This is a genomic window from Pseudomonas sp. FW215-R2 (assembly GCF_058789255.1).
On sequence record NZ_JBYTBO010000002.1, the window covers coordinates 304114 to 323195 of the forward strand.

At 61.8% G+C, this 19082-nt stretch carries 19 protein-coding genes; 7 read left to right on the plus strand and 12 right to left on the minus strand.

Annotated features, from left to right (window positions below):
• Nucleotides 1-10: 10 nt before the first annotated feature.
• On the minus strand, nt 11-1525 hold the full coding sequence (ilvA, locus tag AC3WRD_RS03915; protein WP_096817493.1) for a threonine ammonia-lyase, biosynthetic: 1515 nt from the start codon (nt 1523-1525) through the stop codon (nt 11-13).
• 148 nt (nt 1526-1673) lie between these two features.
• On the opposite strand from ilvA, the gene rpiA reads away from it, so the two are divergent.
• The gene (gene rpiA / locus AC3WRD_RS03920) at nt 1674-2348 is read left to right on the plus strand and encodes a ribose-5-phosphate isomerase RpiA (RefSeq protein WP_096817491.1); all 675 of its coding nucleotides are present in this window, start codon (nt 1674-1676) and stop codon (nt 2346-2348) included.
• A 54-nt stretch (nt 2349-2402) separates the two neighbouring features.
• Here the strand turns inward: rpiA and AC3WRD_RS03925 are convergent, their stop codons facing one another.
• The 4 genes from AC3WRD_RS03925 to AC3WRD_RS03940 all read right to left on the minus strand — a co-directional run bounded on the left by AC3WRD_RS03925 (nt 2403) and on the right by AC3WRD_RS03940 (nt 6675).
• Nucleotides 2403-3320 carry an SdiA-regulated domain-containing protein gene (locus AC3WRD_RS03925; RefSeq protein ID WP_102619662.1) on the minus strand — a complete coding sequence of 306 codons (918 nt, stop codon included), beginning with the start codon at nt 3318-3320 and terminating at the stop codon, nt 2403-2405.
• 106 nt (nt 3321-3426) lie between these two features.
• Nucleotides 3427-4350 (minus strand): SdiA-regulated domain-containing protein, encoded by a 924-nt coding sequence (locus AC3WRD_RS03930; RefSeq protein ID WP_102619661.1) that lies wholly within the window; start codon nt 4348-4350, stop codon nt 3427-3429.
• A gap of 224 nt (nt 4351-4574) precedes the next feature.
• Nucleotides 4575-5240 carry a fumarylacetoacetate hydrolase family protein gene (locus AC3WRD_RS03935; RefSeq protein ID WP_096817485.1) on the minus strand — a complete coding sequence of 222 codons (666 nt, stop codon included), beginning with the start codon at nt 5238-5240 and terminating at the stop codon, nt 4575-4577.
• Between the two features lie 40 nt (nt 5241-5280).
• On the minus strand, nt 5281-6675 hold the full coding sequence (locus AC3WRD_RS03940; protein ID WP_102619660.1) for an FAD-binding oxidoreductase: 1395 nt from the start codon (nt 6673-6675) through the stop codon (nt 5281-5283).
• A gap of 204 nt (nt 6676-6879) precedes the next feature.
• On the opposite strand from AC3WRD_RS03940, the gene serA reads away from it, so the two are divergent.
• Complete coding sequence (gene serA / locus AC3WRD_RS03945) at nt 6880-8109, plus strand: phosphoglycerate dehydrogenase (RefSeq protein ID WP_007953487.1); 1230 nt, start codon at nt 6880-6882, stop codon at nt 8107-8109.
• A gap of 63 nt (nt 8110-8172) precedes the next feature.
• Here the strand turns inward: serA and AC3WRD_RS03950 are convergent, their stop codons facing one another.
• On the minus strand, nt 8173-8598 hold the full coding sequence (locus AC3WRD_RS03950; protein ID WP_102619659.1) for a DUF4399 domain-containing protein: 426 nt from the start codon (nt 8596-8598) through the stop codon (nt 8173-8175).
• A gap of 134 nt (nt 8599-8732) precedes the next feature.
• Here AC3WRD_RS03950 and AC3WRD_RS03955 point away from each other — a divergent pair, with 134 nt between their 5' ends.
• Nucleotides 8733-9317 carry a transporter substrate-binding domain-containing protein gene (locus tag AC3WRD_RS03955; protein ID WP_102619658.1) on the plus strand — a complete coding sequence of 195 codons (585 nt, stop codon included), beginning with the start codon at nt 8733-8735 and terminating at the stop codon, nt 9315-9317.
• Between the two features lie 6 nt (nt 9318-9323).
• Here AC3WRD_RS03955 and AC3WRD_RS03960 read toward each other — a convergent pair whose 3' ends face one another.
• Together AC3WRD_RS03960 and AC3WRD_RS03965 are read right to left on the minus strand one after the other, a co-directional pair.
• Nucleotides 9324-9809 carry a 2-thiouracil desulfurase family protein gene (locus AC3WRD_RS03960; protein WP_102619657.1) on the minus strand — a complete coding sequence of 162 codons (486 nt, stop codon included), beginning with the start codon at nt 9807-9809 and terminating at the stop codon, nt 9324-9326.
• Between the two features lies 1 nt (nt 9810).
• The gene (locus tag AC3WRD_RS03965; protein ID WP_096817474.1) at nt 9811-10443 is read right to left on the minus strand and encodes a 2OG-Fe(II) oxygenase; all 633 of its coding nucleotides are present in this window, start codon (nt 10441-10443) and stop codon (nt 9811-9813) included.
• A gap of 108 nt (nt 10444-10551) precedes the next feature.
• On the opposite strand from AC3WRD_RS03965, the gene AC3WRD_RS03970 reads away from it, so the two are divergent.
• Entirely contained in the window at nt 10552-11304 is a 753-nt protein-coding gene (locus AC3WRD_RS03970) for a DUF2059 domain-containing protein (protein WP_007953496.1), read from the plus strand.
• Between the two features lies 1 nt (nt 11305).
• Here the strand turns inward: AC3WRD_RS03970 and bipL are convergent, their stop codons facing one another.
• Nucleotides 11306-12256 carry a phospholipase BipL gene (bipL, locus tag AC3WRD_RS03975; RefSeq protein ID WP_096817472.1) on the minus strand — a complete coding sequence of 317 codons (951 nt, stop codon included), beginning with the start codon at nt 12254-12256 and terminating at the stop codon, nt 11306-11308.
• A 97-nt stretch (nt 12257-12353) separates the two neighbouring features.
• Here bipL and AC3WRD_RS03980 point away from each other — a divergent pair, with 97 nt between their 5' ends.
• Complete coding sequence (locus tag AC3WRD_RS03980; protein WP_102619656.1) at nt 12354-12932, plus strand: DUF6436 domain-containing protein; 579 nt, start codon at nt 12354-12356, stop codon at nt 12930-12932.
• A gap of 103 nt (nt 12933-13035) precedes the next feature.
• Nucleotides 13036-15447: a penicillin acylase family protein gene (locus AC3WRD_RS03985; protein ID WP_102619655.1), complete on the plus strand. Its 2412-nt coding sequence runs from the start codon at nt 13036-13038 to the stop codon at nt 15445-15447.
• A 7-nt stretch (nt 15448-15454) separates the two neighbouring features.
• Here AC3WRD_RS03985 and AC3WRD_RS03990 read toward each other — a convergent pair whose 3' ends face one another.
• Nucleotides 15455-16420, minus strand: coding sequence for a GlxA family transcriptional regulator (locus tag AC3WRD_RS03990; RefSeq protein ID WP_102619805.1), 966 nt, complete (start codon nt 16418-16420; stop codon nt 15455-15457).
• A 190-nt stretch (nt 16421-16610) separates the two neighbouring features.
• Here AC3WRD_RS03990 and AC3WRD_RS03995 point away from each other — a divergent pair, with 190 nt between their 5' ends.
• Entirely contained in the window at nt 16611-17252 is a 642-nt protein-coding gene (locus AC3WRD_RS03995; RefSeq protein ID WP_102619654.1) for an HD domain-containing protein, read from the plus strand.
• A gap of 60 nt (nt 17253-17312) precedes the next feature.
• Here AC3WRD_RS03995 and AC3WRD_RS04000 read toward each other — a convergent pair whose 3' ends face one another.
• Nucleotides 17313-18203 (minus strand): ABC transporter permease subunit, encoded by an 891-nt coding sequence (locus AC3WRD_RS04000; RefSeq protein WP_085709000.1) that lies wholly within the window; start codon nt 18201-18203, stop codon nt 17313-17315.
• A complete protein-coding gene (locus AC3WRD_RS04005) occupies nt 18200-19081 on the minus strand; it encodes an ABC transporter permease subunit (protein ID WP_371858305.1) in 882 nt (293 codons plus the stop codon). Before AC3WRD_RS04005 ends, AC3WRD_RS04000 begins: the two co-directional genes overlap by 4 nt.
• Nucleotide 19082: the final 1 nt, after the last annotated feature.

Sequence of the window (19082 nt, forward strand, 5' to 3'; positions counted from 1 at the left end):
GCGTAGCCGCTCAGCCAAGAAACAGCTGATAGGCCGGGTTGTCGCTTTCGTCCCAGTACGGGTAGCCGATTTCCGCCAGCGCTGCGGGAACCAGGTGACGCTCCTCGTGAGGCACTTGCAGCCCGGCGACCACACGGCCATCGGCCGCGCCGTGGTTGCGGTAGTGGAACATCGAAATGTTCCAGCGCCCGCCGAGCTTGTTGAGGAAGTTGAACAGCGCGCCCGGACGCTCCGGGAACTCGAAGCGCAACACCACTTCATCGACCACCTGCGCCGCGCGCCCGCCGACCATGTGGCGAATATGCAGTTTGGCCAGTTCGTTGTCGGTGAGGTCGAGTACCGGGAAACCCTGTTCGGTCAGGCTCGACAGCAAGGCGCTGCGCGGGTCGTTTTCCGGGTGAGTCTGCACGCCGACGAAGATGTGCGCTTCGCTGCCGGTGTTGTAGCGATAGTTGAATTCGGTGATCTGGCGTTTGCCGATGGCTTCGCAGAACGCCTTAAAGCTGCCGGCCTTCTCCGGGATGGTCACGGCGATGATCGCTTCGCGACCCTCGCCCAGCTCGGCGCGCTCGGCGACGTGGCGCAGGCGGTCGAAGTTGACGTTGGCCCCGGAGTCGATGGCGACGAAAGTCTGGCCGCTGACGCCGCGCTGCTCGACATACTTCTTGATCCCGGCCACGCCCAGGGCGCCGGCCGGTTCGGTGATCGAACGGGTGTCGTCGTAGATGTCCTTGATCGCCGCACAGATCTCGTCGGTGCTGACGGTGATCACTTCATCGACGTAATCCTTGCATATGTCGAACGTATGCTGGCCGATCTGCGCCACCGCCACGCCGTCGGCGAAGATGCCCACGGTCGGCAGCACGACGCGCTCGCCCGCCGCCATCGCCGCTTGCAGGCAGTTGGAGTCGTCGGGCTCGACGCCGATGACCTTGATGTCCGGCCGCAGGTATTTCACGTACGCCGCAATGCCGGCGATCAATCCGCCACCGCCCACTGGAACGAAGATCGCGTCCAGTGGCTGCGGGTGCTGGCGCAGGATTTCCATCGCCACGGTGCCCTGCCCGGCAATGGTGTGCGGATCGTCGTACGGGTGGATGTAGACGTAGCCTTTTTCATCGACCAGTTTCAGCGAGTAGGCCAGGGCTTCCGGGAACGAATCACCGTGCAGCACCACTTTGCCGCCACGGGAGCGCACGCCTTCAACCTTGATCTCCGGGGTGGTCTTGGGCATCACGATGGTTGCCTTCACGCCCAGCACTTTCGCCGCCAGGGCCAGGCCCTGCGCGTGGTTGCCCGCCGACGCGGTGACCACGCCGCGAGCGCGTTCTTCGTCGCTCAACTGGGTCAGCTTGTTGTAGGCGCCGCGAATCTTGAACGAGAACACCGGCTGCAAGTCTTCGCGCTTGAGCCAGATGTCGTTGCCCAGCCGCTCGGAGAGCTGGCGGGCGTTCTGCAGCGGGGTTTCTACGGCAACGTCATAAACGCGCGAGGTGAGGATCTTCTTGACGTACTGTTCGAGCATCGGAAAGCATCACTGAGCGGGTTGGGCAGGGCCAACGAGTCTAACCCGGCTTTCGGGCGCACGACCACACGAATCCAGAGGTTTTAGCCCGGCTTGAGGCTATAATGCCGGCCTTTCCGTTCTTACCTTGCCCGCTTCCGGAGCCCGCATGACCCAGGATCAACTCAAACAGGCCGTGGCCCAGGCCGCCGTCGACTTCATCCTTCCGAAACTTGACGACAAAAGCATCGTCGGGGTCGGCACCGGCTCCACCGCCAACTGCTTCATCGACGCCCTGGCCCAGCACAAGGGCGCGTTCGATGGCGCGGTCGCCAGTTCCGAAGCCACCGCCGCGCGCCTCAAGGGCCACGGGATTCCGGTGTACGAACTGAACACGGTCAGCGACCTGGAGTTCTACATCGACGGCGCCGACGAAAGCGACGAGCACCTGAACCTGATCAAGGGCGGTGGCGCAGCCCTGACCCGCGAGAAGATCGTCGCGGCCGTGGCCAAGACCTTCATCTGCATCGCCGACGGCAGCAAACTGGTGCCGGTGCTCGGCGCGTTCCCGCTGCCGGTGGAAGTGATCCCGATGGCTCGCAGCCACGTGGCCCGCCAACTGGTGAAACTGGGCGGCGACCCGGTCTACCGCGAAGGCGTGCTGACCGACAACGGCAACATCATCCTCGACGTGCACAACCTGCAGATCACCAACCCGGTGGAGTTGGAAGCGCAGATCAATGCAATCGTCGGCGTCGTCACCAACGGCCTGTTCGCGGCGCGTCCGGCGGATCTGCTGTTGCTGGGCACCAGCGAAGGCGTGAAGACACTGAAGGCCGAGTAAGCCTGAAGAACCTGTGGGAGCCTGTCCGCTCCCACAGGGGTTCATTGAAGAATGTCAGTTCCGGTCTGGCTTTCTGAAAACATAAAACAGATTCGGCTCGCTCACCAGATACAACGTCCCGTCATCATCCATCGCGATACCTTCCGCCTGCGGCACGGTTTTCTTCAGCCCTTGCCGGCCACTGCTCAACGACATCGTGCTCATCGGGCGCCCGTCCACATCCAGTTCCAGAATCAGCCGCGATTCGTCCGACAGCGCCAGTAGATGGCCGCTGCGCTCGTCGTATTGCAGGCTCGACAGGTCACGCACGAACATCCCGGCGTCGCGCTTGGGGTTGTTGATGACATGCACCGCGTAGGACTTTTCCGGGTTGAAGTGCGGAAATCCGTGCACTTCGTAGATCAGCATCGGATCGCGCTCCTTGGCCACGAACAGACGCTTGCCCACTGAATCGTAAGCCAGACCTTCGAAACCCTTGTTGCCGCTCATGTGCACACCGAGCGTCATCTGCTCGGCGTCCGCCGCATCGAGGAACGTAGTGTCGTGCTCCAGATGGATCTTGATCAGGCGCTGCTGACGCTCGTCGGTGATCACGTAAGTGTCGGCACTGATGAACTCGACCGCCTCCGGATCGCCGAAACCGATCAGCGCGACACGGCGCAGGATCCGGCCCTCCAGCGACAATTCGATCAGCTCGGCATTCTTGTTGGTGACGGTGAACAGGCTTTTGCGCACCGGATCGTAAGTCAGCGCGGAGACGTCATCGTTCAGCCCCTCGATGACCCGAGCCTCGATGCCCACGCGGTACTGATCCAGATTGATCGCCTCAATGCTGTGGGGCTGCCAGTGACTTTGCAGGTTGAACCAGGCGCGCTCGAACAGACGCAGGTATTGGCCGATCGCAATCAATGCGATCAGGGCAATCACCGAGAGGATGATCAGAAGGGGCTTGGGACGGGCAAATCGACGCATGCGGGCTGGGCTCGGGATCAAAACAGGCGGATGAAATATCACGCCTGTCTGAATCGAAGCTTAAAGGCCACTTGCCCCGGACGACAACCTTGCGGCGGCAGGCGGGTTATTTCTGTTTTTCGAAGCGGTAGAACAGGTTCGGCTCACTGACCATGTACAGCGTGCCCGCCTCGTCCATGGTCACGCCTTCGGCGCGGGGGATGGTCTGCTTCAGACCGTTGAAACCGCCCAGCAGGGTCATGAAACTGACCTGTTCGCCCTTCTCGTCCAGCTCCAGCAGCAGGTGCGAATCGGCAGACAGCACCAGGGTATGACCGGTGCGCGGATCGATGGCCAAGGCCGAGAGGTTGCGGATGTCCAGTTCATCGTTCGGCAGTTTCTGCTTGTCGCCGGTGAGGGTCTGGCTGCCGTCGCTTTTCCAGGTGAACAGCGCTGGCGGACGTTCTTCGCCCAGCAACAATCGCTGGTTGCGGGCATCCCAGGTGATGGCTTCGAAGGCCTTGTTCTGGTTTTTCGAGGGGCCGAGGTCGTATTTCGGGAAATCGTCGCGCTTCAGCTCGCGGGTATTGGCATCGACCTTGACGATCGACAGCATGTGCTCACGCTCATCGACAATAGCCAGCAAGCCATTGCCCATGACGGTCACGCCTTCCGGGTTGATCCAGCCCACCAGCGGCATTTTGCGCAGCACATCGCCCTGCAAGGTCAGCTCGACCAGGAACGGGTTCTTGCCCATCACCGAAAACAGGGTCTTGCTCTGCGGGTCGTAGGACAGGTCCGAGGCCTCGTCCTTTTCCATCCCCGGCAACAGCTTGGCGTCGATCACCACCCGATAGTCCGGCAACCAGACACTCGCCGTGCGTTCAGCCGGGCTTTCGAAGCGCTCGTGCACCCACAACAGGCCACGGTCATCCCAATGCATCGCATACGCCAGACCGTAACCGGCCGCGACCACCAGCAACAGCCAGTAATACCAGCGCAGGGCGAAACGTGAACGGCGAGCAGTGTTGAGCTGAGTTTGAGATGACATCAGTGGACGCGTTCCGAAAAATTCAGGCTATGGGTAATAGCACAAAGAGGCCGGCTCAGACGCCAGAATGACCGGAATTATCCGGACAGGATGTGAAAAAAACGGCAAATGGCCGGATTGCCCTGCGCCTTTGCAGGCGGGATCACAAAACAGAAATGGGAGATTGCCGGCTTGAGGGCACACCTCAAACCCGCAATCTCCCACTCGGGAACGCGTTGCCCGGATCAGCGAACGCTGCTGGTGAAGCGACTGGCGCCCGGCAGTTCCAGCACAATGTCATCGCCAACGTTCAGCGGACCGACACCCACCGGCGTGCCGGTCAGGATCACGTCACCGGCCTGCAGCGAGAAGCAGCCGGCCATGTGCTGGATCATCGGCACGATCGGGTTGAGCATCGCGCTGCTGTTGCCGTCCTGGCGCACTTCGCCATTGATGGTCAGGCGGATGCCGATGTCGGTCAGATCAGCAAAGGTGCTGCCGACCACGAACGGTGCAATCACCGCCGCGCCGTCGAACGACTTGGCGATTTCCCACGGCAGGCCCTTGGACTTGAGCTCGGCCTGCTTGTCGCGCAGGGTCAGGTCCAGCGCCGGGGCGAATCCGGAGATCGCGTCCAGCACTTCTTCACGGCTGGGCTTGGTCGACAGCGGCTTGCCGATCAACACGGCGATTTCCGCTTCGTAATGCACGGAGCCACGCTCGGTCGGAATGCTGAAACCACCTTCCAGCGGCACCACGCAACTGCCCGGCTTGATGAACAGCAACGGCTCGGTAGGGACCGGGTTGTCCAGTTCCTTGGCGTGTTCGGCGTAGTTGCGGCCGATGCACACCACTTTCCCCAGCGGAAAATGAATCCGCGTACCGTCGACATACTGGTGCTGATAGCTCATTACCGACTCCTGCCTTCATTGATTCATCAGGGATTGCCAATCAAACCGCGAAGATCTTGCCCGGGTTCATGATGCCGTTCGGGTCGAACACCGCCTTGACCGCTTTCATGTATTCGATTTCCACCGGCGAGCGGCTGTAGGTCAAGTAGTCGCGCTTGGTCATGCCCACGCCGTGCTCGGCGGAAATCGAACCGTTGTACTTCTCGACGGTTTCGAACACCCACTTGTTGACGGTGGCGCACTTGGCGAAAAACTCGTCCTTGCTCAGGTTGTCCGGCTTGAGGATGTTCAAGTGCAAGTTGCCGTCGCCGATGTGGCCGAACCAGACGATTTCGAAGTCTGGATAATGTTTGCCGACGATCGCGTCGATTTCCCGCAGAAAGGCAGGGACTTTCGAGACGGTAACCGAAATGTCGTTCTTGTACGGCGTCCAGTGGGAGATGGTTTCGGAGATGTACTCGCGCAGCTTCCACAGGTTCTGCAATTGGGTTTCGCTCTGGCTCATCACGCCGTCCAGCACCCAGCCCTGCTCCACGCAATGCTCGAAGGTTTCCAGGGCGCTGTTGGCCACTTCCTCGGTGGTCGCTTCAAATTCCAGCAACGCATAGAACGGGCAGTCGGTTTCGAACGGTGCCGGGACGTCGCCACGGCCCATGACCTTGGTCAGGGCCTTGTCGGAGAAGAATTCGAACGCGGTCAGGTCGAGCTTGCCCTGAAAGGCGTGCAGCACCGGCATGATCGAGTCGAAATCCGCGGTGCCGAGCACCATTGCGGTCAGGTTTTTCGGTGCGCGATCCAGGCGCATGGTGGCCTCGACCACGAACCCGAGGGTGCCTTCGGCGCCGATGAACAGCTGGCGCAGGTCGTAACCGGTGGCGTTCTTGATCAGGTCCCGGTTCAGTTCCAGCACATCGCCCTTGCCGGTGACCACTTTCATGCCCGCCACCCAGTTGCGAGTCATGCCGTAGCGAATGACCTTGATCCCGCCGGCATTGGTGCCGATATTGCCGCCAATCTGGCTGGAACCGGCCGACGCGAAGTCCACCGGGTAGTACAGATCATGTTCTTCGGCCGCGTTCTGCAATTGCTCGGTGACCACGCCCGGCTGGCACACGGCGGTGCGGTCGGTGAGGTTGATGTCGAGAATCTGGTTCATGTAGTCGAACGACACCACCACTTCGCCATTGGCGGCCACGGCAGCGGCGGAAAGACCGGTACGCCCGCCCGATGGCACCAGCGCCACTTTATGTTCGTTGGCCCAGCGGACGATGGCCTGCACCTGCTCGATGGTCTTGGGGAACACGATGGCGCTGGGCGCCGGGGCGAAGTGCTTGGTCCAATCCTTGCCGTAAGCGTTCAGGGAGTCGGCATCGGTCAGGACCTTGCCAGGCTCGACCAGGGTCTTCAGTTCATCAATCAGGGCAGGATTGGTCATCGACGGAACTCTCGAACAATTCATGGTCATCCTGAGAACGCTTCACGTCGCAGGAATGAGTGATTAGCGGGGCGGCTATGCTAGCATACCGACCCCGCAGGCCAGTGCCCAACGGCGGTTCTGCGGTGACGGCATTCTTGTCGTCAAGGTCAATGTCTGTTGACCATTTCCTGCCATTTTTCTCCGGGATACAGGTTTACGCAGATGAGCAAGACTTCTCTCGATAAGAGCAAGATCAAGTTCCTTCTTCTCGAAGGCGTCCACCAATCGGCTGTCGACGTCCTCAAGGCGGCGGGCTACACCAGCATCGAATACCTGACAGGCTCCCTGCCGGAAGCCCAGCTCAAGGAAAAGATCGCTGACGCTCACTTCATCGGCATTCGTTCGCGCACCCAACTGACCGAAGAGATCTTCGATCACGCGAAGAAGCTGGTGGCAGTCGGCTGTTTCTGCATCGGCACCAACCAGGTTGACCTGGAAGCGGCCCGCGAGCGCGGCATCGCCGTGTTCAACGCGCCGTACTCCAACACCCGCTCCGTTGCCGAGCTGGTGCTGGCCGAAGCGATCCTGCTGCTGCGCGGCATCCCTGAGAAAAACGCTTCCTGCCACCGTGGCGGCTGGATCAAGTCGGCGGCCAACTCCTTCGAGATCCGCGGCAAGAAACTGGGCATCGTCGGCTACGGCTCGATCGGTACTCAGCTGTCGGTCCTGGCTGAAGGTCTGGGCATGCAGGTGTTCTTCTACGACACCGTGACCAAGCTGCCGCTGGGCAACGCGACCCAGGTCGGCAACCTGCACGAGCTGCTGGGCATGTCCGACATCGTCACCCTGCACGTTCCGGAAACCGCTGCGACCCAGTGGATGATCGGCGAGAAGGAAATCCGCGCCATCAAGAAGGGCGGCATCCTGATCAACGCAGCACGCGGCACCGTGGTCGAGCTGGATCACCTGGCCGCAGCGATCAAGGACAAGCACCTGATCGGCGCCGCCATCGACGTGTTCCCGGTCGAGCCGCGCTCCAACGACGAAGAGTTCGAAAGCCCGCTGCGCGGCCTGGACAACGTGATCCTGACCCCGCACATCGGCGGTTCCACCGCTGAAGCGCAGGCCAACATCGGTCTGGAAGTGGCAGAGAAACTGGTCAAGTACAGCGACAACGGTACTTCGGTATCGTCCGTGAACTTCCCGGAAGTGGCCCTGCCGGCTCACCCTGGCAAGCACCGCCTGCTGCACATCCACGAGAACATCCCGGGTGTGATGAGCGAGATCAACAAGGTCTTCGCCGAAAACGGCATCAACATCTCCGGTCAGTTCCTGCAGACCAACGAGAAGGTCGGCTACGTGGTGATCGACGTCGACGCCGAGTACTCGGAGCTGGCGCAAGAGAAGCTGCAACACGTCAACGGCACCATCCGTAGCCGCGTGTTGTTCTGATCAAGCGCTGAGCAACAAAAAAGGGAGCCCCTCGGGGCTCCCTTTTTCATGCCGGTGGAAAAGTCATTTCACCGTCACGGTGATCTTTTCCGAAACGATTGGCGGATCGAAGGCCATGTGGCCCTTGTCGCCCAGCTCCAGCTGCAAGGTGTGCTTGCCCGGCGCCAGGGTCAGTTCGGTTTCGGTCTGGGCCTTGCCGAAGTGGAGGTGGTTGGCATCGGTCGGGATCACGCTGCCCGCCGGGACGATTTCCTTGGCATCGACCAGCAGGTGATGGTGCCCGGTGTTCGCGGTCGGGTCGCCGGCCGGCGCCAGAGCAATACCTTTGACTTCAAACTTGACCTTGAATGTCTTGTCCACAACGGCACCGCTGCTCGGCTCGACAATACTCACTGAAGCACCGGCCGGTGCCGGTGTAGCGGCGCTGGCCATCATCGAAGCACTTAACAGAAGCCCTGCCAAAGCGGCGCGTGACATGAATGTTTTCATTCTCTTCTCCAGTTTTTCCGTAAAATCCGCGCGGTCATGACAACTTCATGACCATTCGTTGTCGAAGGCACTCGACAACCATAGCAAAGCGAGCCTGACCAACAGGCCGCGACAATGATTTCAAAGGAGTGACCATGCGCTTTCTGCCTGGCCTGATCTGCCTGCTTCCCCTTCTGAGCCCGCTGGCTCATGCCGAACTGATTGATGACATCAACGACCGTGGCGAGTTGCGCATTGCCCTTGAGGCTAATACACCGCCCTTCAATTTCAAGGACGGCGACACACTCACGGGGTTCGAGGTCGAGCTTGGGCAACTGCTGGCCAACGAGCTGGATGTGCGCGCCGACTTCATCGTCACCGACGAAGCCGATCTGCTCCAGGGCGTCGAAAGCGGCAAGTACGACGTCGCGCTCAACCACATAGCACTGACCCCGGAACTCAAGGATCGTTTCGACTTCAGCGAACCTTACACACAGGTCAATGCGCAGTTATTGGCGAAAAAGGATGAGCAGCCCCGCCCATTGGTGCTGGTACAGACGCTGACTGAGGAAAAACCGAAGGTCGGGCCGCCGGTAGATCTGGCGATTCCGTTTCAGAAGGGCAACCCGGCGTTTCACGCGAGTCTTGAGAATGCGTTGCAGCGGATCAGGACGGATGGGCGGCTGGAGGCGTTGTCGCAGAAGTGGTTGAACGCGCAGGCCACTGAACACCTGAAGTGACGGTGTCTAGTCGAGTGCCTTGAGCGCCTGTGCGGCCTGCGGCAGTTCCAGTTCGCTGAAGACCTGCACGCCATGGCGCTTGAGCAAGGCTGCCGTGACACCTTCGCCACTCACCTTCACCCCACTGAACGTCCCGTCATAGGTCAGCAGGTTCCCGCAGGAAGGACTTTTGGCCTTGAGCACCGCCACACGAATCCCGTGTGTCTGCACCAGCTCCAGCGCCTGACGGGCACCGTCGAGAAACTGCGCACTGACATCTTCGCCTTCCGTGGTGATCACCGCCGCGAGGCCATCGAGCACTTCACTGCCCTGCCCACCCGGAATCTCCGCCGCCGCCCGAGGCGTCGGCAGACCACCGGCCACTTCCGGGCACAGCGGCACGACACGCCCTTCGACAATCCACTGTTCCAGCAGATCGAACGGCCCGCTGGCGCCACCGTCATAACGCACGCGATGGCCCAACAGGCAGCGGCTCACGAGGATCTTCTGCATCTCAGAACGGCTCGTTGCCACGGCGGCGGAACCAGCCTGTCAGCGACAGGCGCTCACGATGGGCCGGCAACACTTCGTGGGGCACTTCACCGGAGAGAAACACCACCAGACAACCGCCGGTAGGTTGCACGTCATGGACGCGGTCGTTCTCCAGGTACATGCGCAGTTGCCCGCCATCCTCCGGCAGCCAGCCGTCATTGAGGTAGATCACCGCCGAGACCATACGCCGGTCATCGTCGCGAAAACGGTCGACATGCCTGCGATAGAACGCACCCGGCGGGTACAGGGCGAAATGGCACTCGAAATCTTCCAGGCCCAGGAACAAGCCGCGATTGAGCGCCTCGCGCAGGCTGTCCATCAGGTTCAGATAACGGTCACTGGCCTCGGCCTGGCCGGGATCGATCCACTGGATATGGTCACCACGAATACCCTCGCGGACCTCCGACAACGGGCCACGTCCGACCCCCGCCGGCGCCAGTTCACCTTCGGCGTCACGTTTGCGGCACTCGGCGGCCAGCGCGCGGGTCAGATCCGCAGGCAGGAAAATGTTCTGCTGCGACCAGCCACGCTCGGCCAGGTCGTCGACGATACGTAACAGCAGCGGGTGTTCAGAGGATATTTGCATGGCGCGCATAGTATGCCTGCGCCGGGAATTCCGACAGAGCCACGCGGCGGCTTGATACGAATTCTCGACAAGTACTGGCACCGCACGGAGAATAGTCCGCTGCTGACAGGAGTCCCTATGCGCCGTTTGCTTTTTTCACTGTTGATGTTCTGCGTTTTGCCCGCCTGGGCAGACGGCCACGACCAGTTGTACAAGGTCGCCGGCTGGCCGGAACAACGCGCGCATTTCAATGACGCCCTGAGTGCCGCGCAACAGCGCTACCAGAACAGCCTGCCGCCGGCGGTGTTTCAGGCGCTGGTGAACAACAGCAATCAGCGCTTCGCCCCCCAGGCCGTGGATCAACGGGCCGAAGCGCAATTGCGCAAGAATCTCGCCGACCCGAAACCGGCCCTGTCGTTCTTTCAGTCACCGCTGGGCAAGAAGATCGTCGCCGCCGAACTGCTGGCGACCCGCCGCGATCAATTGGCCAAAAACGCCAAGGGCCTGCCGAAGATGCCGGCCAGCGACAGTCGTCTGCTGATCATCGGCCACCTCGCCCAGGCCCTGCCCGCCCGCGAAGCCGGCGCCGAAGTCAGCCTGGCGATTGCCGGCGTGGCGGCGGACAGCCTGAGTTCGATGATCCCTGGCCTGCTCGGCGGCGGTCAGGCCCAGGGCATGTTGAACGGTCAACGCCAGCGACTGATGGATCAGATCGGCGCCGACCTGAACAACACGCTGCTGTACGTCTATCGCGATTTGTCGGATGAAGAACTGGAAGAATTCGCGACCTTCGCCGAATCCACCGAAGGCAAGGCCTACTATCAGGCAGCGCTGGCGGCGATCCGCGCCGGGCTGGCCGTGGGGCAAAGCACCTCGAACCTCAATCAGTGATCTAGGGATTGCGGCCCTTGATCCGCTTGTTCAGGAACTCGAAATACTCCTCGCGCATTTCCGCCGTCTCATTGGCCAGGTGATGCCGCGCCTCCGCCAGCAACAGAATCTGCGGCCGGTCGAACTTCCACTTCAGCACTTGCAGGTTGTGCGGCCAATCCACCGTCATGTCCGCCTGGCCCTGAATGATCAGCGGCCGACGCGGACTTTTCTTCGCGTATTCCACGCGGTTGATCCAGCGTGACAACGCCCCGACCCACGCCGTCGGCAAGCGTTTTGGCTGCAATGGATCGGCCTGCAGGAATGGCAGGAAATCCGGATCATTGGAGTTCTCGCTGAAACGCCGGGCGATGCCCCGGACGAAGGGCCGGAGCAGGTAATAACTGAACTGCGACCAGCCCCAGGCCCGCGGACGCACCAGCGGCGCCAGCAGAATCAGCTGGCCTTGCGCCGGGCTGTTTTCGCCATGGTTGAGCACGTGATCGACAATGATCGCACCGCCGGTACTTTGCCCGCACAAGTGCCACGGCTGCGGCAGCGCGATCGAATGCGCCTCGGCGAACAGACCTTGCAGCGCATCCTGATACTCGGAGAAATCGCGGATGCTCGCCCGCTCGCCGCTCGACAGACCATGCCCCGGCAGATCGCAGGCAATCACCGCGAACCCCTGATCCAGCGCCCACTCGATCACATGCCGGTAAAGACCGGTGTGATCATAAAAGCCGTGCACCAGAAACAGCGTGGCCTTGGCCGTTTCCGCCGGCCACCAGCAATGACTGACCAACTCATAACCATCGACGTCGAACCGGCCCATGCCGCGCCAGACATCGCGTTCCGGGAAGTCGGTCTTGTAGAACCGCTGATACGCCTTCGCCTCCTCGGACAACGGCTGCCACTCGGCCAAAGGCTTGAGGCTCGCGCGCAGATGATCGGGATTGAAGGCAGCAGACATGGGCAATTCCAAAACGGTAAACGGACTTTATCGGCCTGCGATATTCATCTGTCGCGGCAAGCATGGCAAGCTAGCGCGCTCTCGAGGAACCAAATCCATGCGCTCGCCCTACCGCACCGCACTGTTTGCCAGCCTGCTCGCCATCGTGTGTGCCGGCGTGCTGTGGGCCGCGTACGACTGGTTTCAGGGCCGCTACCTGCGGGCCTTCAGCGAACACACGGCGGTGTTTTCCGGCGATCCGCTGCGACTGCCCGACGACCTCGCCGGCCCCGGCAACATCCGCCTGGTGCATTTCTGGGACCCGGCCTGCCCGTGCAACGTCGGTAACCAACAGCACCTGACCGAGATGGTCGAACAGTTCGGCCCCAAAGGTGTGGAGTTCTATGCCGTGCAGAAGGCCGGCAGCCACGGCCAGTTGCCCGCCACGCTCAGCAATCTCAAGACCATCGCGGTGCTGCCCGGCTCCGAACAGATCCCCGCCAGCCCGGCCGTGGCGATCTGGGACCGCAGCGGCAGACTGGCGTACTTCGGCCCGTACAGCGAAGGCCTGACGTGCAACTCCAGCAACAGTTTTATCGAGCCGATCCTGCAGGCATTGAGTGATGATCGTCCGGTGAATGCCACCCACACGCTGGCGGTCGGTTGCTACTGCCCGTGGCCGGTAGAAACGAAGTAAGGCATTCCGGACATTTCAAGGACAGCGATGCGCGGCACACGAGGCGTGTGCTAATTGTTTGCAGCCCGCACGGGCGGCAACCCCGAATGCACAAGGAGTCACCATGAAACGCGTCTTTACCGTTCTTGCCTTGCTCATCGTTGCACTGCTCGCCGCCGGCGGCTGGTACGTGTACAGCAAGCAACCGACGCGTCAGGGCCAGGTGGAGTTGCGCAACCTGCAAGGCTCGGTGACCGTGCGTTACGACGAACGCGGCGTGCCGCACATCCGTGCTGAAAACGAAACTGACCTCTATCGTGCCCTCGGTTACGTGCACGCCCAGGACCGGCTGTTCCAGATGGAAGCCATGCGCCGCCTGGCTCGGGGCGAACTGGCCGAAGTGCTCGGGCCGAAACTGCTCGATACCGACAAACTGTTCCGCAGCCTGCGCATTCGCGAACGCGCTGCCACTTACGTGGCCAGCCTCGACAAGCAGTCGCCGGCCTGGAAGGCCCTGCAAGCCTATCTGGACGGCATCAATCAGTATCAGGACTCGCACGCCGCCCCCGTCGAGTTCGACGTGCTGGGCATCCCCAAGCGGCCGTTCACCGCCGAAGACACCATCAGCGTCGCCGGCTACATGGCCTACAGCTTCGCCGCCGCGTTTCGCACCGAACCGTTGCTGACCTACGTGCGCGATCAGCTCGGCGCCGATTACCTCAACGTCTTCGACCTCGACTGGCAGCCCAAGGGCGTGCTCGCCAAGGGCCACGCTGGCAAAGCACCGGCACTCGCCGCCGAAGACTGGAAAGACCTGAACGCCCTCGCCCGCCTCAGCGAACAGGCGCTGATCGAAAACGGCCTGCCGCAGTACGAAGGCAGCAACGCCTGGGTGATTGCCGGCAGCCGTAGCAAGGGTGGTAAGGCATTACTGGCCGGCGACCCGCACATCCGCTTCTCGGTACCGTCGGTGTGGTACGAAGCGCAGTTGTCAGCGCCAGGTTTTGAACTCTACGGCCATCATCAGGCGCTGGTGCCATTTGCGTTCCTGGGGCACAACCTGGACTTCGGCTGGAGCCTGACCATGTTCCAGAACGATGACCTGGACCTGATCGCCGAGAAGGTCAATCCGGACAACCCGAATCAGGTCTGGTATCACGGTCAGTGGACCGACATGGTCAGCACCGAGCAGCAGATTGCGGTGAAAGGCCAGGCGCCGGTGACCATCACCCTGCGCCAGTCCCCCCACGGGCCGATCGTCAACGACGCCCTCGGCACCGCCGCCGGGAAAACCCCGATTGCGATGTGGTGGGCATTCCTCGAAACGCCGAACCCGATCCTCGAAGGTTTCTACCAGCTCAACCGCGCCGACACCCTGGCCAAGGCTCGCGCCGCTGCTGCCAAGGTGCAGGCGCCGGGGCTGAACATTGTCTATGCCAACGCCAAGGGCGATATCGCCTGGTGGGCCTCGGCGCTGTTGCCCAAGCGTCCGGCCGGGGTCAAACCCGAGTTCATCCTCGACGGCAGCGGCAATCAGGCGGACAAGGACGGCTACTTCCCGTTCAGCGCCAACCCGCAGGAAGAGAACCCGGCGCGGGGCTATATCGTCTCGGCCAACTTCCAGCCCGTGTCGCCGACCGGCATGGAGATTCCCGGTTACTACAACCTCGCTGACCGTGGCCAGCAGCTCAACCGCCAGCTCGCCGACAAGAACGTGAAGTGGGACAACGAAGCCAACCAGAAGCTGCAACTGGGCACCACCACCGGTTACGGCCCGCGAGTGCTGGCGCCATTGCTGCCGGTATTGCGTGAAGTGGTGACTGACCCGGCGCAGCTGAAACTGGTCGAGCAACTGGCCCAGTGGCAAGGCGACTATCCGCTGGATTCGGTCAGCGCGACGGTGTTCAACCAGTTCCTCTATGACCTGGCCGACGCGGCGATGCGCGATGAGCTGGGCAATGACATGTTCGAGACCTTGCTGTCGACCCGCGTGCTCGATGCAGCGTTGCCGCGACTGGCAGCCAACGCCGATTCACCGTGGTGGGACAACCGCAACACGCCAGGCAAGGAGACCCGCGCCGACACCGTGCACACCGCGTGGCAGGCGAGCATGGCGCACCTGAAACAGATCCTCGGCGACGATGCTTCCGGCTGGCAATGGGGCAAGGCGCACACGCTGACCCATGGTCATCCGTTGGGTCAGCAGAAACCGCTGGATCGCATCTTCAATGTCGGCCCGTTTGCCGCACCGGGCACCCATGAAGTGCCGAACAACCTCTCGGCGAAGATCGGCCCGGCGCCATGGCCGGTGACCTACGGCCCGTCGACGCGACGACTGGTGGACTTCGCCGACCCTGCCCACAGCCTGACCATCAACCCGGTCGGCCAGAGCGGCGTGCCGTTCGACAGTCACTATGACGATCAGGCGGAGGCGTATGTGGACGGGATGTATGTGCAGGCGCATTTCAGTGATGAAGAGGTGACGGCGAATACGCGCAGTACCTTGAAGCTGTTACCGGCACGGGCGTCGCAATAAGCGAAGTTCAAACCATCGCCGCAAAGTTCAGCCGAAACTGCTGCGGCGTCACCCCCAGCCGGCGGTTGAACACGCTGCGCATGTGTTGCGCATCGCGAAACCCGCATTGATACGCCACCGTCTTCAGCGGCGCCGTGGTGCTTTCGAGCATCACCCGCGCCGCATCCACCCGCGCCCGCTCGACGAATTCTGCCGGGGTGACCTTGGCTTCGCGAGCAAACACCCGGGAGAAATTCCGCGCGCTCATGTTGGCGGCAATCGCCAGGTCGGCGATGGTCAGGTCGCCGGTGAGATTGGCCAGCACGTACAGTTGCACCATCGCCACCGCCGACGTCGGCTCGGCGTGAGGTGTGAGAAACGGGCTGAACTGCGACTGCCCGCCCGAGCGCTGGGTAAATACCACCAGCCGCTTGGCCACGCTCAGCGCCACCTCGGCACCGTAGTCACGCGCCAGCAGGTACAGCGACAGATCGATCCCCGCCGTCACCCCCGCCGAGGTGTAGAGCTGACCATCCTCGACGTACAGCCGATCGGCCTCGACCCGGCTCGACGGGCACAACTGCGCCAGCGCCTCGGCGTCGTTCCAGTGGGTGGTCACCGTGCGCCCTTCCAGTAACCCCGCGCGGGCCAGCATGAACGCGCCGTTGCAGATCGAACCGAACCGCCGCGCCCGCCCGCAGGCCTCACGCAACCAGGCATCGAACGTGCTGCCGAAATCCAGGAACGGCAACTGCGGCCCGCCGGCCACCAGCAGCAAATCGCAGGCTTCCTGCACGTCGCTGAAATGCCGGTGAGCACTCAGGGTCAACCCGTTGGAACATGGCATCGGTCCGCGCTCGACGCCGATCACTTCGAGCCGGTAATGATCCTCCGGCGCCAGAAAACGGTTGGCCTCGGCGAACACATCCATGGGCCCGCTGACGTCCAGCGCCTGCACGCCGGGGAACACCACGATGGCAACGGTTCTGTTCATGGCGATATCGGCTCCCGGGGAATAGCGGATCAGCGCCAACCCTAGCCAATCCACGCCGCAGAAGCGAGCTGGCACGATTTGCAGGTGGAATGGCAAGGATCGCAGCCATGGATCGATTGTCCGGTTTTGCCGCCGGGAACAGACTTTCTCCATCAGCGCCGTGACGGCGTTTTCGACGAGGAAGCTCAACATGACCACGACCATCGCCGGTATCCAGATCCCCGACAGCGCCCTCGCCCGGGCCACCACCGAATACATCCGCGACATCGAATCCGACCTGCTCTACCACCACTCGCGCCGGGTGTTTCTGTTCGGTGCCTTGAGCGGCGAACGCAAACAACTGGCCTACGATCCGGAGCTGTTGTACGTCGGCGCGATGTTTCACGACCTGGGTCTGGTCGAAGGGCACCGCAGCGATAACGAACGTTTCGAAGTTGATGGCGCCAACGCGGCGGCGGCGTTTCTCAAGCCTTACGGGTTGAGCGACGACGACATCGAACAGGTCTGGCTGTCGATCGCCCTGCACACCACGCCGGGCGTACCGAAGCATCTGCGTCCGACCGTGGCGCTGGTGACGGCAGGCGTCGAGATGGATGTGCTGGGCATGGATTACGCCGCGTTCACCACCGTGCAGCGCGAGGCAGTGGTGCATGCGCATCCACGGGGCGAGGGTTTCAAGGAGTGCATCATCTGCGCGTTCGCCGATGGCTTGCGTCATCGCCCGCAGACGACGTTCGGCAATGTGAAGACCGATGTGCTGAAGGATCAGGCGCCGGGGTTCAAGCCGATGAACTTTGTCGAAGTCATCCGCCAATCGCCCTGGGCGTCCTGACCGGGCATAAAAAAACCTCGCGGCCGGTAACGGTCGCGAGGTTTTTTTGTGTCGGAAGACTTAAGCCGCTTCCGGCGTCTGCGCCCGGCGCACGTCCGGTTGTTTCCACGAATCGGCAGCGCCTTCTTCGATGGCTTGCTGGATCGCCTTGCGGCGCGACTCTTCGGCACGGCGGCTGAAGAACCAGACCATGAAGGTCACCAGCGACACCGCCAGCAGAATCAGGCTGGCTACGGCGTTGATCTCAGGCTTCACGCCCAGACGCACCGCCGAGAACACTTCCATCGGCAGGGTCGTCGAACCCGGGCCGGAGACGAAGCTCGCCAGCACCAGGTCGTCCAGCGACAGGGCGAACGACATCATGCCGCCCGCCGCCAGCGACGGCGCGATCATCGGGATGGTGATCAGGAAGAACACCTTCCACGGCCGTGCGCCCAGGTCCATCGCTGCTTCTTCGATGGACAGATCCAGCTCACGCAGACGCGCCGACACCACCACCGCCACATACGCCGCACAGAACGTGGTGTGAGCGATCCAGATGGTGACGATGCCACGCTCCTGTGGCCAGCCGATCATCTGCGCCATGGCCACGAACAGCAGCAACAGCGACAGACCGGTGATCACCTCAGGCATTACCAGCGGCGCAGTGACCAGGCCGCCGAACAGCGTACGGCCCTTGAAGCGCGTGATACGGGTCAGGACGAACGCCGCCAGCGTGCCCAGCGCCACTGCCGCGACGGCGGTGTAGCAGGCGATTTCCAGCGAGCGCACCACCGAGCCCATCAGTTGGGTGTTGTCGAGCAGGCCGACGTACCACTTGATCGACCAGCCGCCCCACACCGTCACCAGTTTCGAGGCGTTGAACGAGTAGATCACCAGGATCAGCATCGGCAGATAGATGAACAACAGGCCGAGCACCAGCATCAGGCTGGAGAAACGGAAGCGCTTCATTCTTTACCCTCCATTTCCTTGGCCTGACTGCGGTTGAACAGGATGATCGGCACGATCAGGATCGCCAGCATCACCACCGCCAGGGCGGACGCCACCGGCCAGTCACGGTTATTGAAGAACTCTTGCCAGAGCACTTTACCGATCATCAGGGTTTCCGGACCGCCGAGCAGTTCCGGGATCACGAACTCGCCCACCACCGGGATGAACACCAGCATGCAGCCGGCGATGATCCCGTTCTTGGACAGCGGAATAGTGATTTTCCAGAAGCTGTTAAAGGTGCTCGAACCCAGATCGGACGCCGCTTCCAGCAAGCTGTTGTCGTGCTTCACCAGGTTGGCGTACAGCGGCAGGATCATGAACGGCAGGTACGAGTAGACGATGCCGATGTACACCGCGAGGTTGGTGTTGAGGATCTGCAGCGGCTCGTCGATGAAGCCCATGCTCATCAGGAAACCGTTGAGCAGGCCGTTGTTGCTGAGGATGCCCATCCACGCATAGACGCGGATCAGGATCGCGGTCCAGGTCGGCATCATGATCAGCAGCACCAGCACCGTCTGCACTTCCTTGCGGGCACTGGCGATGGCATAGGCCATCGGGTAGCCGATCAGCAGGCACAACAGCGTGCTGAAGAACGCCATCTTCAGCGAACCGAGGTACGCCGAGATGTAGAGTTCGTCGTCGCCGAGCATCGCGTAGTTGCCCAGGTTCAGCAGCACTTGCAGCTTCTGGTCAACGAAGCTGTAGATCTCGGTGTACGGCGGGATGGCCACGTCTGCTTCGGCAAAGCTGATCTTCAGAACGATGAAGAACGGCAGCATGAAGAACAGGAACAGCCAGATGAACGGAACCCCGATGACCAGTTGGCGGCCACCGGGAATT